The 15,351-nt window shown below is 59.9% G+C and carries 14 protein-coding genes; 2 read left to right on the top strand and 12 right to left on the bottom strand.

Translation table 11 applies throughout. The annotated features are described in order from the left end of the window. Positions 1-136: 136 nt before the first annotated feature. The 11 genes from paaK to paaA are packed head-to-tail and all read right to left on the bottom strand — an operon-like array spanning position 137 to position 9,658. The gene (gene paaK / locus HMPREF3178_RS07410; RefSeq protein WP_017145983.1) at positions 137-1,453 is read right to left on the bottom strand and encodes a phenylacetate--CoA ligase PaaK; all 1,317 of its coding nucleotides are present in this window, start codon (positions 1,451-1,453) and stop codon (positions 137-139) included. 28 nt (positions 1,454-1,481) lie between these two features. Next, the gene (gene pcaF, locus HMPREF3178_RS07415) at positions 1,482-2,687 is read right to left on the bottom strand and encodes a 3-oxoadipyl-CoA thiolase (RefSeq protein ID WP_017145984.1); all 1,206 of its coding nucleotides are present in this window, start codon (positions 2,685-2,687) and stop codon (positions 1,482-1,484) included. After that, positions 2,687-3,109, bottom strand: coding sequence for a hydroxyphenylacetyl-CoA thioesterase PaaI (gene paaI, locus HMPREF3178_RS07420; RefSeq protein ID WP_004101689.1), 423 nt, complete (start codon positions 3,107-3,109; stop codon positions 2,687-2,689). Before paaI ends, pcaF begins: the two co-directional genes overlap by 1 nt. Continuing rightward, positions 3,099-4,520: a 3-hydroxyacyl-CoA dehydrogenase gene (locus tag HMPREF3178_RS07425; RefSeq protein WP_017145985.1), complete on the bottom strand. Its 1,422-nt coding sequence runs from the start codon at positions 4,518-4,520 to the stop codon at positions 3,099-3,101. Before HMPREF3178_RS07425 ends, paaI begins: the two co-directional genes overlap by 11 nt. Before the next feature lie 3 nt (positions 4,521-4,523). Beyond that, positions 4,524-5,312: a 2-(1,2-epoxy-1,2-dihydrophenyl)acetyl-CoA isomerase PaaG gene (paaG, locus tag HMPREF3178_RS07430; RefSeq protein WP_017145986.1), complete on the bottom strand. Its 789-nt coding sequence runs from the start codon at positions 5,310-5,312 to the stop codon at positions 4,524-4,526. Positions 5,313-5,314: 2 nt separating this feature from the next. Next, on the bottom strand, positions 5,315-6,082 hold the full coding sequence (paaF, locus tag HMPREF3178_RS07435; protein WP_070585097.1) for a 2,3-dehydroadipyl-CoA hydratase PaaF: 768 nt from the start codon (positions 6,080-6,082) through the stop codon (positions 5,315-5,317). Further along, entirely contained in the window at positions 6,079-7,149 is a 1,071-nt protein-coding gene (gene paaE / locus HMPREF3178_RS07440) for a 1,2-phenylacetyl-CoA epoxidase subunit PaaE (RefSeq protein WP_004112678.1), read from the bottom strand. Before paaE ends, paaF begins: the two co-directional genes overlap by 4 nt. 7 nt (positions 7,150-7,156) lie before the next feature. Next, the gene (paaD, locus tag HMPREF3178_RS07445; RefSeq protein ID WP_004101681.1) at positions 7,157-7,654 is read right to left on the bottom strand and encodes a 1,2-phenylacetyl-CoA epoxidase subunit PaaD; all 498 of its coding nucleotides are present in this window, start codon (positions 7,652-7,654) and stop codon (positions 7,157-7,159) included. 12 nt (positions 7,655-7,666) lie between these two features. Beyond that, a complete protein-coding gene (paaC, locus tag HMPREF3178_RS07450) occupies positions 7,667-8,422 on the bottom strand; it encodes a 1,2-phenylacetyl-CoA epoxidase subunit PaaC (protein WP_004112675.1) in 756 nt (251 codons plus the stop codon). Between the two features lie 7 nt (positions 8,423-8,429). Then, a complete protein-coding gene (paaB, locus tag HMPREF3178_RS07455; protein ID WP_004101679.1) occupies positions 8,430-8,717 on the bottom strand; it encodes a 1,2-phenylacetyl-CoA epoxidase subunit PaaB in 288 nt (95 codons plus the stop codon). An 11-nt stretch (positions 8,718-8,728) separates the two neighbouring features. Continuing rightward, on the bottom strand, positions 8,729-9,658 hold the full coding sequence (gene paaA / locus HMPREF3178_RS07460; protein ID WP_017145987.1) for a 1,2-phenylacetyl-CoA epoxidase subunit PaaA: 930 nt from the start codon (positions 9,656-9,658) through the stop codon (positions 8,729-8,731). Between the two features lie 287 nt (positions 9,659-9,945). On the opposite strand from paaA, the gene paaZ reads away from it, so the two are divergent. Then, complete coding sequence (gene paaZ / locus HMPREF3178_RS07465) at positions 9,946-11,991, top strand: phenylacetic acid degradation bifunctional protein PaaZ (protein WP_017145988.1); 2,046 nt, start codon at positions 9,946-9,948, stop codon at positions 11,989-11,991. Positions 11,992-12,181: 190 nt separating this feature from the next. Beyond that, on the top strand, positions 12,182-14,440 hold the full coding sequence (gene tynA / locus HMPREF3178_RS07470) for a primary-amine oxidase (protein WP_070585099.1): 2,259 nt from the start codon (positions 12,182-12,184) through the stop codon (positions 14,438-14,440). A gap of 283 nt (positions 14,441-14,723) precedes the next feature. On the opposite strand, the gene HMPREF3178_RS07475 is transcribed toward tynA, so the two are convergent. Next, entirely contained in the window at positions 14,724-15,149 is a 426-nt protein-coding gene (locus HMPREF3178_RS07475; protein WP_017145990.1) for a VOC family protein, read from the bottom strand. Between the last annotated feature and the right edge of the window lie 202 nt (positions 15,150-15,351).

Below are 15,351 nucleotides of genomic sequence, written 5' to 3' on the forward strand. Positions count from 1 at the left end.
GAGCTGATACATCAATCCCGGCACACTCTCCGGGCCGTGGCGTAAACGCCTTACCCGGGCTACCCCTGTCCGGGCCAGGGAGTTGTGTCGTCGTGTAGCCCGGACAGGCGCAATGCGCCGCCTCCGGGAGAAAACGTTATCCGTTAGCGGCAACCTTGCGCAGGTCGAACACGCGACAGGCCTTGCCCTCGGAACGCGGGATGCTACCGCAGTTGACGATGCTGATATCGGTCGAGATCCCCACCATCGACTTGATCCGATGACGCAACTGATGGCAAATCTGACAGCGCTGCTCGTGGTTCAGCGCCAGACCGCTCTCTTTTAGCTCCACGCGCACCGAAAGTGAATCAAGATGGCCCCGGCGATTAACTTCCAGCTGATAGTGCGGTGCCAGATGTTCGAACTTGAGGATCTCCTCTTCCAGCTGCGACGGGAAGACGTTTACGCCGCGAATAATCAGCATATCGTCGCTGCGTCCGCTAATGCGATCCATCCGACGCATGGTACGGGCGGTGCCCGGCAGCAGACGCGTCAGGTCGCGGGTGCGATAGCGGATCACCGGCAGCGCTTCTTTGGTCAGGGTAGTGAACAGCAGCTCGCCGTGTTCGCCGTCCGTCAGCGGCGTACCGTTGTCCGGATTCACCACTTCAGGGTAGAAATGGTCTTCCCAGATCGTCGGACCGTCGGCGGTCTCCAGACACTCCATCGCCACCCCCGGCCCCATCACCTCCGACAGACCGTAGATATCCAGCGCCGAAATACCCAGTCGGCGCTCGATTTCCGCCCGCATCGCATGGGTCCACGGCTCCGCGCCGAACACGCCCACCCGCAGGGAGCAGCCGCTGGCATCGCCGCCCATCTGGCGTTCCAGCTCTTCAATCAGGTTCAGACAATAGGACGGAGTGACCATGATCATATCCGGCTGAAAATCGCGGATTAGCTGAGCTTGTTTTTCGGTTTGCCCGCCGGACATGGGAATGACCGTCGCGCCTAAACGCTCCGCGCCGTAGTGAGCGCCGAGACCGCCGGTAAACAGCCCGTAACCATAGGCAACATGAATTTTGTCTTTCGCCGTCCCGCCCGCCGCGCGCAGGGAGCGTGCGACAATATTGGCCCAGTTATCAATATCGTTTTGCGTATAGCCCACCACCGTCGGCTTGCCGGTGGTGCCCGAAGACGCATGGATGCGCACCACCTGCTCCATCGGCACCGCAAAAGTATCAAACGGATAGTTGTCGCGCAGATCCTGTTTGGTGGTACAGGGAAACTTACTCAGATCGCTCAGTTCGTGAAAATCGTCAGGATGAACGCCCGCCGCATCAAATTTACGGCGATACATCGGCACGTTCTCATACGCATGCTTAAGGGTCCACTTCAGACGCTGGGTTTGCAGGGCCTGTAGCTCGTCGCGCGAGGCGGTTTCAATCGGGTCTAATTGAGTTATCGTTATCATTTTGTAGGGTACTCGCAGGTAGATTCGCTCACACTCGCTCAAGGATCATGGCAATGCCCTGACCCACGCCAATACACATCGTACACAGCGCATAGCGCCCGCTGCGGCGCTGCAGCTCCAGGCTGGCGCTTAATGCCAGCCGGGCGCCGCTCATTCCCAACGGATGGCCTAAGGCGATGGCGCCGCCGTTGGGATTAACATGGGGGGCATCGTCCGCCAGCCCCAGCTGTCTGAGCACGCCCAACGCCTGAGCGGCAAAGGCTTCATTCAGCTCAATCAAGTCCATGTCGTTAATGTTCAGCCCGGCGCGTTCCAGCGCTTTACGTACCGCCGGAACCGGCCCCAGCCCCATAAATTTCGGCTCGACGCCCGCCGTCGCCATGGCCACAATGCGCGCCCGGGGCGTCAGCCCCTGGACGATGGCCTGCTGCGAGCTTGCGATAATCAGCGCCGCGGCGCCGTCGTTGACGCCGGAGGCATTTCCCGCGGTCACTACGCCGCCCTGGCGGAACGGCGTTTTTAGCCGCGAAAGCTGTTCAATGGTGGTGTCCGCTCGCGGATGCTCGTCGTCACGCACGACGTTTACCGCCCCTTTACGGCCGATAATGTCGACCGGCACGATCTCCTGCGCCAGAATACCGTCGCGCTGAGCCTGCGCCGTCCGCTGCTGGCTGCGGAAAGCGAAAGCGTCCTGATCGGCGCGGCTGATATTTAACAATTCAGCTACATTCTCCGCCGTTTCCGGCATGCTGTCAGTGCCAAATTGCCGCTGCATGAGCGGGTTCACAAAACGCCAGCCGATGGTGGTATCAAACAGCTCGGCCTGGCGCTGATACGGGGCGCTGGCCTTCCCCATCACGAACGGCGCCCGCGACATGGACTCAACGCCGCCGGCGATCATCACATCCGCCTCTCCGGCTTTGATGGCGCGGGCCGCGAAGCCGATGGCGTCCAGACCGGAGCCGCACAGGCGGTTAATGGTGGTACCGGGTACGCTGTGGGGATAGCCCGCCAATAGCGTCGCCATATGGGCCACGTTACGGTTGTCTTCACCGGCCTGGTTGGCGCAGCCGAGAATCACATCATCAATCGATGCCGGGTCGAACTTAGGGTTACGGCTCAGTAGCTCGCGCAGCGGGATGGCGGCCAGGTCATCGGCGCGCACGCTGGCCAGCGCCCCGCCGTAGCGGCCAATCGGCGTGCGGATCCCGTCACAAATATAAGCGTCGCGCATCAGACTTCTCCTGTGATTGTGCCGCCGATGCGGTGCGATTTACCGCGAAACAAGGCAACAACTTTTTGCTGTTGATTGACAATTTCGATGTCATAGACCCCGGTCAGCTTGCCCTGATGCTTGACTCTCGCCGTCGCGGTCAGCAGCTCACCGACAAAGGCCGGGCGCAGAAAATCGATGCTCGCCGCCGACGCGACCGCCGCCAGCCCCTGGCTGTTGCAGGCGTAAGCGAAGGCGGTATCGGCGAGCGAAAACAGCTGCCCGCCGTGGCAGGTATGATGGCCATTGAGCATGTTCGCGGTAACCGCCATGGACATCTGCGCGTAGCCGTCATCCATCTCGATAATCTTGATCCCCAGCGCTTGCGCGCAGTTATCGTTCTCATACATCGCGCGGGCGTTACGCCAGGCTTCATTGCTCATGATGTTTCTCCATCAGCGCCTTCTGACGCAGCAGGGAACAGGGCCGATAGCGCTCCTCGCCGTAGTGCTGTTGTAGGTTCTCCAGCAGCCGCAGTACCCGGCCCCAGCCAAGTGATTCCCCCCACGCCATCGGACCGCGCGGGTAGTTAACGCCCAGGCGCATGGCGGTATCGATATCCTCGGCGCCGGCAACGCCTTTTTGCAGCGCATCCAGCGCTTCGTTAACCAGCATCACCACCGTCCGCCACACCAGCAGCCCGGGATAGTCGGCGATCTGCAGCACTTTTTTGCCCTGCTGCTGAAAATAGAAAATGGCTTTGTCGGTCGCCGCCTGTGAGGCCGTTTCCGCGCTGGCCAGCACCACCGTTTCGCCCGCGCTATGGTCGTAGACCACCACCGGACGGCCGTGCTGGATGCTCAATGCCAGGGCGGTTTCACCGGTCGTTTCCAGCAGCAGCACCTCGTCCAGCTCGGTGACAACGTCACTTTTAATGCACTTTGCTGCGCGTTCTGCTGATACGGTGGCCAGCGCCAGCTCAGGCTGCGCTTCGCCAGGCCAGCAGTAGACCCCCTGCCCGCTCTTTTTGCCCAGCCGTCCGGCCAGAACCAGCTCCTGCTGCAGCAGCGATGGCAGATAGCGGCGGTCCTGCCAGAAGGCGTTAAACACCGAACAGGTCACCGCAAAGTTAACGTCCTGGCCTATCAGGTCGGTCAACGCCAGCGGCCCCATGGGAAAACCGCCGCCGTCGCGCAGAGCGGCGTCAATCACCTCCGGCGCGGCAACCTGCTCCTCCAGCGCTCGCCACGCTTCGGCATAAAAAGGACGCGCCACGCGGTTGACGATAAAACCGGGCGTCGAACGGCAGCGAACCGGCTGTTTTCCCCAGGCGCAGACCCGCTGGCAGAGCTGTTCAACGACTTCCGCTGAGGTCGCCAGGCCGCTGACCACTTCGACCAGCTTCATCACCGGGGCCGGGTTAAAGAAGTGCAGCCCGGCAACCCGCTCCGGGTGCGCGACTCCAGCGGCGATGGTGGTGATCGATATCGACGACGTGTTGCTGACTAGCAGCGTTGACGGGGAGCAGATTTCAGCCAGCTGTTTGAACAGCGCTTTTTTCACGTCCAGGCGCTCGGAGGCAGCTTCAATAACCAGCTCCGCGCGTGCTAAAGCGCTCAGATCCTCAGCCGGAGACAGACGCGTCAGCAGCGCCTCAGCCTGGCCAGCCGCCAGCTTGCCGCGGCTGACGCGGGAGGCCAGACGTTGACCAATACCGTCGATGGCGCGAACCACCGCCTCAGGATCGATGTCGAAAATCAGTACCGGATGCCCGGCGGCGGCGGCCACCTCGGCAATGCCGGCGCCCATGGTGCCGCTGCCTATTACCGCAACGGTAGGTAACGTTTTGCTCATCGGCTATTTCCCGCTGAATTGAGGTGGACGCTTCGCGAGGAAGGCGCTGACGCCTTCGCGATAGTCGGCGCTGCGTCCGGCCAGGCGCTGATAATCGCGCTCAAGATCGAGCTGCTGATCCAGAGTCTGGGTTTCCGCAAGCTGAAGCGCCTTCTTAATCAGACCGAGGCCATAAGTTGGCTGGGCGGCCAGATGACGGGCCAGCGCCAGGCCGGTGTCTTTCAGCTCGGCATCGTCCACCACCTGCCAGATCATCCCCCACTGTGCGGCCTGCTCTGCGCTCAGGCTATCGCCCAGCAGCGCCAGCCCCATCGCCCTCGCCCGTCCCGCCACGCGCGGCAGAAACCAGCTGCCGCCGCAGTCCGGCACCAGACCAAGCTTGCTGAACGCCATCACGAATTTCGCCGAACGCGCCGCCAGCACGATATCGCAGCCCAGCGCCAGCGTAGCTCCCGCACCCGCCGCGACCCCGTTCACCGCACAAATCACCGGCTTCGGCAGCGCCGCCAGACGGCGCACCAGCGGGTTATAGAAACGCTCAACCGAGAGCCCGAGATCCGGCGCCGGCCCGCTGGGGTCGACGTTACGGTCATTTAAATCCTGCCCGGCGCAAAAACCGCGCCCCGCACCGGTCACCATCAGGCAGCGTATGCTGTCGTCGCGTTCGGCCTGTTTCAGGCACGCCGCCAGCTGCTGGTGCATCAGGTCGTTAAAACTGTTCAGTCGGTCCGGGCGATTAAGGGTAATCGTCATCACGCCCTGTTCTGTTTCGCTGAGAATGAAAGCTTCCACGATTAGCGTCCTTTAAATTCCGCAGTACGTTTATGGAGAAAGGCGTCGATGCCTTCGCGACGGTCTTCAGTCGCGCTCAGCAAAGTAAATAACTGGCGTTCCTGCTGAATCCCGGCCTGCAGGCTGACCTCCTGCGACAACCGTAAGGCCTGTTTAGCCGCGCGCAGCGCCAGCGGCGAGTGGCGGGCCACGGTTGCTGCCAAAGCGAGTGCATATTCATCGGTGAGCGCTGGCGGATAAACCTCGCTTACCAGCCCCGCCCGCAGCGCCTGCCTGGCATCGATGCTTTCGCCGCTCAATATCATCCGGCTGGCCAGCGCTTTACCGATGCTGCGGATCAGGCGCTGGGTCCCGCCCGCGCCCGGCATAATACCGAGGGTGATTTCCGGCAGGCCAAAACGGGCGTTATCGCCGGCGACTATCAGGTCGCAGAGCAGCGCCAGTTCGCATCCGGCGCCGAGGGCATAGCCGTTTACCGAGGCGATCAGCGGTTTGTTGAAGGCGTCGATACGCGCCCACAGCCGCGGTCGAATATCATCGAGGGTGGCAGGCAGATCTTTTTCCGCCATTTCGTTCAGGTCAGCCCCTGCGGCAAAAAAGCGTTGATTACCGCTAATGACGCAGACGCCGACCGTCGGGTCCAGCGCCGCCGCGTCGAGCACGTCGGCAATTTGCGTCAGCAGCGCGTTATTCAGCGCGTTGCGCGCCTGCGGGCGATTAAGCGTCAGCTGGAGGACGCGCGCGTGACGAGCAATTAACAGTTCGCTCATGCCATCCCCCGCGCGTCGAAATCGACGATCACATCGCCGCTGGTGGGCAGCGACTGGCAGCTCAGCACGTAACCTGCCGCCACTTCGTCGGCTTCGAGGCCGTAGTTAGCAGCCATCGCTACCTCGCCGCGCAGGACTTTGCATTTACAGGTGGCGCAGACTCCGCCTTTGCAGGCAAACGGCAGATCCGCCCCCTGGCGTAGCGCGGCGTCAAGGATGCTGTCATCCTCTGCGCTGAGGGCGATGGTTCTGTCGCGGCCGTCCTGACGGATTGTGACCGTGCGCCCCTCCGCCTGGACGCCGGTGGCCCGCTTGACGCTGCTGCCCGGGGTATTAAAGCGCTCCAGATGAATCGCTTTCTCCGGTATGCCCAGTTCGCGCAGGGTCATCTCCGCTTCATCCATCATCGCCGCCGGCCCGCAGATAAAGGCGCGCTCAAAGCGGCTGAAATCCAGCAGACGGGCGGCCAGCGCGCGTAGCTTGTCGCCATTGATGCGCCCCTGCAGCAGATCGCTGTCCATCGCCTCCTGGCTGAACAGATGCACCACCTGCAGGCGTTGCGGATAGCGGTCTTTCAGGTCGGCCAGCGCCTGGCGGAACATCATGCTGTGGCTGCTGCGGTTGCCGTAAATCAGGGTGAAACGGCTGTCGAGTTCGGTGGCGAGGGTGGCGTCGATAATCGCCATCATCGGCGTAATACCTGAGCCGGCGGCAATCGCCAGGTAGTCCGCGCTGCGCCCGGCCTGCGGCTGGTAGCCAAAGTGGCCCTGCGGCACCATCACCTCCAACGCCATCCCTTGTTGAATGTCGTTCTGGGCATAGCGTGAGAAGCGTCCGCCGTCGATAGCCTTGACCGCCACGCTGATTTCCCCCGGCGTGCGGCTGCGGCAAATGGAGTAGCAGCGACGCAGCTCTTCCCCGCCAAGGCGGGCTTTTAAAGTCAGATGCTGGCCCGGACGGAAGGCGTATGCGTTTCGCAGCGCGTCGGGAATGGCAAAGGTGATGGTGACCGCATCGCGGGTTTCCGGCTCCACTTTCGCCACGGTAAGCGAATGAAATGTCGTCATCGCAACCTCAAATACATTTAAAGTAATCAAAGGGTTCCCGGCAGCTGTCGCAGCGATACAGCGCTTTGCAGGCCGTGGAACCGAATTCGCTAATCAGCGAGGTATGGCGGCTGGCGCAGCGCGGGCAGACCACCTCCTCCGGCATATGGGCATGGCAGGCATGACCCTGCGGCGGACTGATGCCGTACTGGCGCAGACGTTCACGCGCCTCCGGCCCCATCCAGTCAGTAGTCCACGGCGGGTCCAGCTGCAGCACGATATGCACCGGCGCGTAGCCGTTTTCCGTCATTGCCGCGCGGATTTCTCCCAACAGATGTTCGGTCGCCGGGCAGCCCGAGTAGGTTGGCGTAAAGCCAATCACCCAGCCATCGCCGCGGCGATCCACGCTGCGCACCATGCCGAGGTCGGTAATAGTCAACACCGGAACTTCCGGGTCGGGAATGGCGCTTAATACCTCCCAGACGGCGTGGATCTCCGGGGGAGCGATATCAACCAGACGTTGCATAACCACCTCCTGCTACCACTGCTGGCCGGGATACGCGCGCTGTAAATACTGCATCTCCGCCAGCAGCGGCCCGAGATGCTCGCTGTGCAGCCCCTGTTTACCGCCGCTGCGGAAGGCCGCTTCTTGCGGGATCTGTAAACCGGAGTCGATCAGCGCCGTATGTACCGCACTCTGCCATTCGCCCTGCAGTTCGCGTGGGTCGACGGCGATGCCCTGCGCGCTCAGCTCAATCTCCAGCTCATCGGCCTGGAACAGCTCGCCGGTAAAGCGCCACAGATTATCGACTGCGCTTTGCATTCTCTGCGCCGAAAGCGCCGTGCCGTTGCCCAGGCGCTCCAGCCAGCCGCGGCTAAAGCGCTGGTGGTAGCGCACTTCTTTTAACGCTTTGGCGGCGATGGCGGCGAGCTGCGTATCGCGACTGCCGACCAGGCGGCTGAACAGCGCTACGTGCCAGACATCGATAAAAAACTGGCGAGCAAGGGTGTCGGCAAAGTTGCCGTTGGGCTGCTCCGCCAGCAGCAAATTGCGAAACTGACGCTCGTCGCGGCCAAAGGCCAGGGTGTCTTCATCGCCGCTGCCAGCCAGTTCAGCGGCATAGCTGAGGAAATTGCGCGCCTGCCCCAGCAGGTCGAGACCGATATTGGCCAGCGCCAGATCGATCTCCAGCTCCGGCGCGTGGCCGCACCACTCGCCCAGACGCTGGGCCAGCACCAGGCCGTTATCGCCGAGGCGCAGAGCATAAGCTGCAACGGGGTTATTGTTTTTCATCGTCGCCTCACATATGTTCCATGCCGTCGGGCACGGTGTAGAAGGTGGGATGGCGATAGACTTTGCTCTCCGCCGGATCGAAAAATTCACCGCGCTCTTCAGGCTGCGAGGCAACGATTTCGCTGGCCTTCACCACCCAAATCGAACAGCCTTCGCTGCGGCGGGTATAGGCATCGCGGGCGTTTTCCAGCGCCATCTGGTCATCGGCGGCGTGCAGACTGCCGACGTGGCGGTGCGACAGTCCCTGTTTGCTGCGAACGAACACTTCATATAAAGGCCAATAGTTATTGCTCATCTTTCTTCTCCTTATGCGGCGTCGCGAGCCTGCTGTTTTTGCGCATGCGCCAGCGCGGCTTCCCGCACCCATGCGCCCTCTTCCCACGCCTTGCGTTTAGCGGCCAGACGTTCGTGGTTGCAGATCCCGCGTCCGGCAATGACCTCGTCAAATTCCTGCCAGTCGATGGCGCCAAAGCGGTAGTGGCCGGTGGCTTCATCCCGCTGTAAATCCGGGTCGGGTACGGTCATGCCAAGGATTTCCACCTGCGGAATGGTGTTATCGACAAAGCGCTGGCGCAGCTCATCGTTGGAGTGACGCTTGATTTTCCAGGCCATGCTGCGGGCGCTGTTTGGCGAGTTATCGTCGTTCGGACCGAACATCATCAGCGCCGGCCACCAGAAACGGTTGATGGCGTCCTGCAGCATCTGCCGCTGCGCGTCGCTACCCTGCGCCAGCGCCATGCAGGCTTCGAATCCCTGGCGCTGATGAAAGCTCTCCTCTTTGCAGATCTTGACCATCGCCCGGGCATAGGGTCCGTAGGAGGTACGGCACAGCGCCACCTGATTGACGATGGCCGCGCCGTCCACCAGCCAGCCGATTACGCCGATGTCCGCCCAGCTCAGAGTCGGGTAGTTGAAGATGGAGGAGTACTTCATCTTGCCGTCGAGCATCTTCTGATACAGATCTTCGCGGGCGCAGCCGAGGGTTTCCGCGGCGCTGTAGAGATACAGACCGTGCCCGGCTTCATCCTGCACTTTCGCCAGCAGAATCGCTTTGCGGCGCAGGGTTGGCGCGCGAGTTATCCAGTTGCCCTCCGGCAGCATGCCGACGATTTCCGAATGCGCGTGCTGACCAATCTGGCGGATCAGCGTTTTGCGGTAGGCTTCCGGCATCCAGTCCTGCGGTTCGATGGCCGTCTCCTGCGCGATGCGCTGGTCAAAGCGTTGTTCTTCTGTCACGTCATCACCTTTTATGATTCCAATAAATTCGACTATAAATAATTTTCGAATCACTTTGTTTTATAAAAGTTACATTCAGGTTAAATAAAACCACAAATTTTGTTTGTTCTTTTTGTGATAGCTACCGCAAAAGCTTTTGTAAACCACATAACTAACAATAGATTAAGTGCTAAACGCAGATCGCCACCGATCACAATGTTAATAAATTATTAAATACAGGCTTGCTTTTTATGATTCACCAAAGAACTATTTATAGATATTTCACGTAACACATCTGGAGATGAAACATGCAGCAGTTAGCCAGCTACTTGTCCGGCACGTGGCAGACCGGCCGGGGCCACGCGCGCACTATCCATCACGCCATCAGCGGCGAAGCGCTATGGGAAGTCACCAGCGAGGGTCTGGATATGGCGCAGGCGCGACGCTTCGCGATTGAGCGCGGCGGCAAAGCGCTGGAGGCGATGACCTTTATTGAGCGCAGCGCAATGCTGAAGGCGGTCGCCAGATATTTGCTGGAGCAGAAGGCGGCGTTGTATACAATCTCTGCCGAAACCGGCGCTACCCGTGCCGACAGCTGGGTGGATATCGAAGGGGGCATTGGCACCCTTTTCACCTACGCCAGCCTTGGCAGCCGCGAGCTGCCGGACGATACCCTGTGGCCGGAAGATGAGCTGATTCCGCTATCAAAACAGGGAGGCTTCGCCGCCCGCCACGTGCTGACCTCGAAGTCCGGCGTGGCAGTGCATATCAACGCTTTTAACTTTCCCTGCTGGGGCATGCTGGAAAAGCTGGCGCCCACCTGGCTTGCCGGGATGCCCGCCATCATCAAACCGGCTACCGCTACCGCGCAGCTGACTCAGGCGATGGTTAAAATGATTGTCGATAGCGGACTGGTGCCGGTGGGCGCAATCAGCCTGATCTGCGGTGGCGCGGGCGATCTGCTCGACCATCTCGATAGCCAGGATGTTGTCACCTTTACCGGCTCGGCCCATACCGGACAGCAGCTGCGGGTGCATCCCAACCTGGTCGCGAAGTCCATTCCCTTCACCATGGAAGCGGATTCGCTAAACTGTTGCGTACTCGGTGACGACGTCACGCCGGAGCAGCCGGAGTTCGCGCTGTTCATTCGCGAAGTGGTACGAGAAATGACGGCGAAGGCCGGGCAAAAGTGCACCGCCATCCGCCGTATTATCGTGCCGCAGGCACAGGTTAAAGCGGTGAGCGACGCGCTGGTTGCGCGCCTGCAAAAAGTGGCGTTCGGTGACCCGGCGCAGGAAGGCGTTAAGATGGGCGCGTTGGTCAACCACGAACAGCGTCAGGACGTACAGGATAATGTAAACCGTCTGATCGAAGCGGGATGTGAAGTGTTGCTGGGTGGTCGCGCGGATCTCAACGCCGCGGGCGCATTCTTCCCGCCGACGCTGCTGTTCTGCCCGCAGCCGGATGAGACCCCGGCGGTACACGCCATTGAAGCGTTCGGCCCCGTGGCTACTCTGATGCCCTATCAGAGCGTCGAGCATGCGATGGCCCTGGCGCGGGCCGGTGAAGGTAGCCTGGCAGGCACGCTGGTCACCGCCAGCGGAAAACTGGCGCGCGCGTTTATTCTCGGCGCCGCCCGCGCCCACGGGCGTATTCAGGTACTGAACGAAGAGTCTTCCGCAGAGTCCACCGGCCACGGCTCCCCGCTGCCGCAGCTGGTACACGGCGGTCCGGGGCGCGCCGGCGGCGGTGAAGAGCTGGGCGGCCTGCGGGCGGTGAAGCACTATATGCAGCGCACCGCGATTCAGGGTAGCCCGACGATGCTCGCCGCCATCGGCCAGCAGTGGGTGCGCGGCGCGCAGGTGGTGGAAGACCGCATTCACCCGTTCCGCAAATATTTCGAGGAGATCCAGCCGGGCGACAGCCTGTTGACTCCGCGCCGCACGCTGTCCGAGGCGGATATCGTCAACTTCGCCTGCCTGAGCGGCGATCACTTTTACGCCCATATGGATAAGATTGCCGCGGCGGAGTCGATTTTCGGCGAACGCGTGGTGCACGGCTACTTCCTGATTTCCGCCGCTGCCGGGCTGTTTGTTGACGCCGGGGTCGGCCCGGTGATCGCCAACTACGGGATGGAGAATCTGCGCTTCATCGAGCCGGTGAAGCCGGGGGATACCATCCAGGTACGCCTGACCTGCAAACGCAAAACGGTGAAACGTCAGCGCAGCGCGGAGGAGAAAGCGACCGGCGTCGTCGAGTGGGCGGTAGAGATTTTTAACCAGCACCAGCAGGCGGTCGCGCTCTACTCCATCCTGACCCTGGTGGCCCGCCAGCTGGGGGATTTTGCGGAGTAAATATTAGAAATTCGCCCATCTTTATCGCCATCTTCATGCCTCTGCGGAGGCATTTTTTGTAACTGGCAAAACTGACAAACAACCTGGCAAAAGCAGGCAAACGCCTCGGCGCTGACCGCTGTTAGGTTAACGATAGACAAGCCGACATTCGCAGCGGCACTGCACAACACAACAATAAGGTGAGGTCTCAATGGCGATTCTTTCTCCCCGCAAAACGGCTCTGGCGCTGGCTGTCGCCCTGTTTTGCGCCTGGCAAGGCCCGGCGTTCGCCCACGGCGGCGAAGCCCATATGGTCCCGATGGATAAAACCCTGCAGGATTTCGGCGCAGACGTTCAGTGGGATGACTACGCGCAGATGTATACCCTGATCAAAGACGGCGCTTACGTGAAGGTTAAACCGGGGGCGAAAACGGCCATCGTCAACGGCAAAACCCTCGATTTGCAGGTGCCGGTGGTGATCAAAGAGGGTAAAGCGTGGGTTTCTGACGCCTTCATCAACGATGTCTTCCAGTCCGGTCTCGATCAGACCTTTCAGGTGGAAAAACGCCCGCATCCGCTGAATTCGCTGTCAGCGGCGGAAATCAGCGCAGCGGTCGCTATCGTTAAAGCCGCGGCGGATTTCAAACCTAATACTCGCTTTAGCGAAGTCTCCCTGCGCGAGCCCGATAAAGCCGCCGTCTGGGCCTTTGCTCTTCAGGGCACACCGGTCGACGCCCCTCGCGCTGCCGACGTGATTATGCTCGATGGCAAGCACGTCATTGAAGCCGTAGTCGATCTCCGGAATAAGAAGGTCCTCTCATGGACGCCGATTAAAGAGGCCCACGGCATGGTACTGCTGGACGATTTCGCCAGCGTGCAGAACATCATCAATGCCAGCAGCGAATTTGCCGAAGTGTTGAAAAAACGCGGCATCGATGACCCAAGCAAGGTGGTCACCACGCCGTTAACCGTCGGCTATTTCGACGGCAAAGATGGCCTCAAGCAGGATGCGCGGCTGCTGAAAGTGGTGAGCTATCTTGACGTTGGCGACGGTAACTACTGGGCGCATCCGATTGAAAATCTGGTCGCGGTAGTCGACCTCGAACAGAAGAAGATTATTAAAATTGAAGAAGGTCCGACGATCCCGGTACCGATGGCAGCCCGCCCCTATGACGGGCGCGACCGCGTGGCACCGAAGGTTAAACCCCTCGATATCATCGAGCCGGAAGGCAAAAACTACACCATTACCGGCGATGTGATCCACTGGCAAAACTGGGATTTCCACCTGCGCATGAACTCCCGCGTTGGGCCGATTCTCTCCACCGTGACATATAACGATAACGGCAAGAAACGTCAGGTGATGTACGAAGGATCGCTCGGTGGAATGATCGTGCCCTACGGCGACCCGGACGTGGGCTGGTACTTTAAGGCCTATCTCGATTCCGGCGACTACGGCATGGGCACCCTGACCTCACCTATCGTCCGCGGTAAAGACGCGCCGTCCAACGCGGTCCTGCTGGATGAAACCATCGCCGACTATACCGGCACACCCACTACCATTCCGCGCGCGATCGCTATTTTCGAACGCTACGCCGGGCCGGAGTATAAACATCAGGAGATGGGCAAGCCGAACGTCAGTACCGAGCGCCGCGAACTGGTGGTGCGCTGGATCAGTACCGTCGGCACCTACGACTATATCTTTGACTGGGTATTCCACGAAAACGGCACTATCGGCATTGACGCCGGAGCCACCGGCATCGAAGCGGTTAAAGGCGTGAAAGCGAAGACCATGCATGACCCGAGCGCCAAAGAGGACACCCGCTACGGCACGCTGATTGACCATAATATTGTCGGCACCACCCACCAGCATATTTATAACTTCCGCCTCGATCTTGACGTTGACGGAGAGAACAACACGCTGGTGGCCATGGACCCGGAAGTGAAGCCGAATACCGCCGGCGGCCCGCGCAGCAGCACCATGCAGATCAATCAGTACACGATTGATAGCGAGCAGAAAGCGGCGCATAAATTTGACCCGGGCACCATCCGTCTGCTAAGCAATACCACCAGGGAAAACCGGATGGGTAATCCGGTGTCATATCAGATTATCCCTTACGCGGGCGGCACGCATCCGGTCGCTACCGGGGCAAAATTTGCCCCTGATGAGTGGATTTACCATCGCCTGAGCTTTATGGATAAACAGCTGTGGGTCACCCGCTATCATCCGACCGAACGCTTCCCGGAAGGTAAGTACCCTAACCGTTCAATTCACGACACCGGCCTCGGCCAGTACGCGAAAGATGATGAATCCCTGGACAACCACGATGATGTCGTGTGGATCACCACCGGTACCACCCACGTTGCCCGCGCTGAGGAGTGGCCGATTATGCCGACCGAGTGGGCGCATGCGCTGCTGAAACCGTGGAACTTCTTTGACGAGACGCCGACGCTTGGCGAGAAGAAGGAGTAAGGTGGCTTAGACGCTAAACGGCGATAAAACCAGGGTCTGGGGCTATCGCCGTTCTCAGCTTATTCAGAAGAATGCCCTGCCGCTCCGCTCTCCTGAGCTCATTAAGGGACGGCACCATAATCAGCCCGGCAGCTTTAATGCGGGAGTGAATTAGCCCGGGCGGCTAAGGGCCGGGGCGAACGGTGGCAGCCGTAAACGATATTGAGCGAGTTCGCCGCAAACGCCGCATTTCATCGCCAGGCTTTATCAATGCTCAAACCGTTAAATGGGTTAAGTGAAGTCCCTAAGGTTCATTTACGAACTTATCGGCTTCAGGAGAATAGCGCTGACAAACGCATGCCAGCTTATGCCCGTCAGGATCGCGCAGATAAGCAACATAAAAGTCGGGTCCGTATGCGGGGCGTGTACCTGGCTCGCCTTCACTCTCCCCTCCCGCAAGGAGACCTGCTGCATGGAATCGTCTGACAATGTCAGCATTATCTGCATGAAATGCGAACATTGTCCCGTTTCCCGCCGTTGCGGGATGGCGGTCAAAAGGAGGACAGATGCAGAAGTTGAATACCTCATCCGGATTATTTTCATCTCCCCACATTGCCCAGCTTTCTGTCCAGGCAGGCAATCGCGAGTAGCCAAGAACCTTAAAAATAGCGTCATAAAAGTCCACGGCGCGCTGAAAGTTATTTGTACCTATAGTGATATAAGCCAGCATCTTATTGCATCCTCTTTGCCCTTTTCCCGAACATATAGTACAGCACATTAAGAATACATTTTACCCGCACAACCATAACGCTGGAGCTCATGGATGCTGGTGGGCGGCCTGGTGCCAGAAGCCGAAGTTTATGCTCTGAAAGCTAAACGCTGTGGAGAGACATTAAGAGAGGCTTTGTTGAATAAATCAGATTTCGGGTAAG

Source organism: Klebsiella sp. HMSC09D12, assembly GCF_001808475.1.
GTDB classification, from domain to species: Bacteria; Pseudomonadota; Gammaproteobacteria; order Enterobacterales; family Enterobacteriaceae; genus Klebsiella; species Klebsiella oxytoca.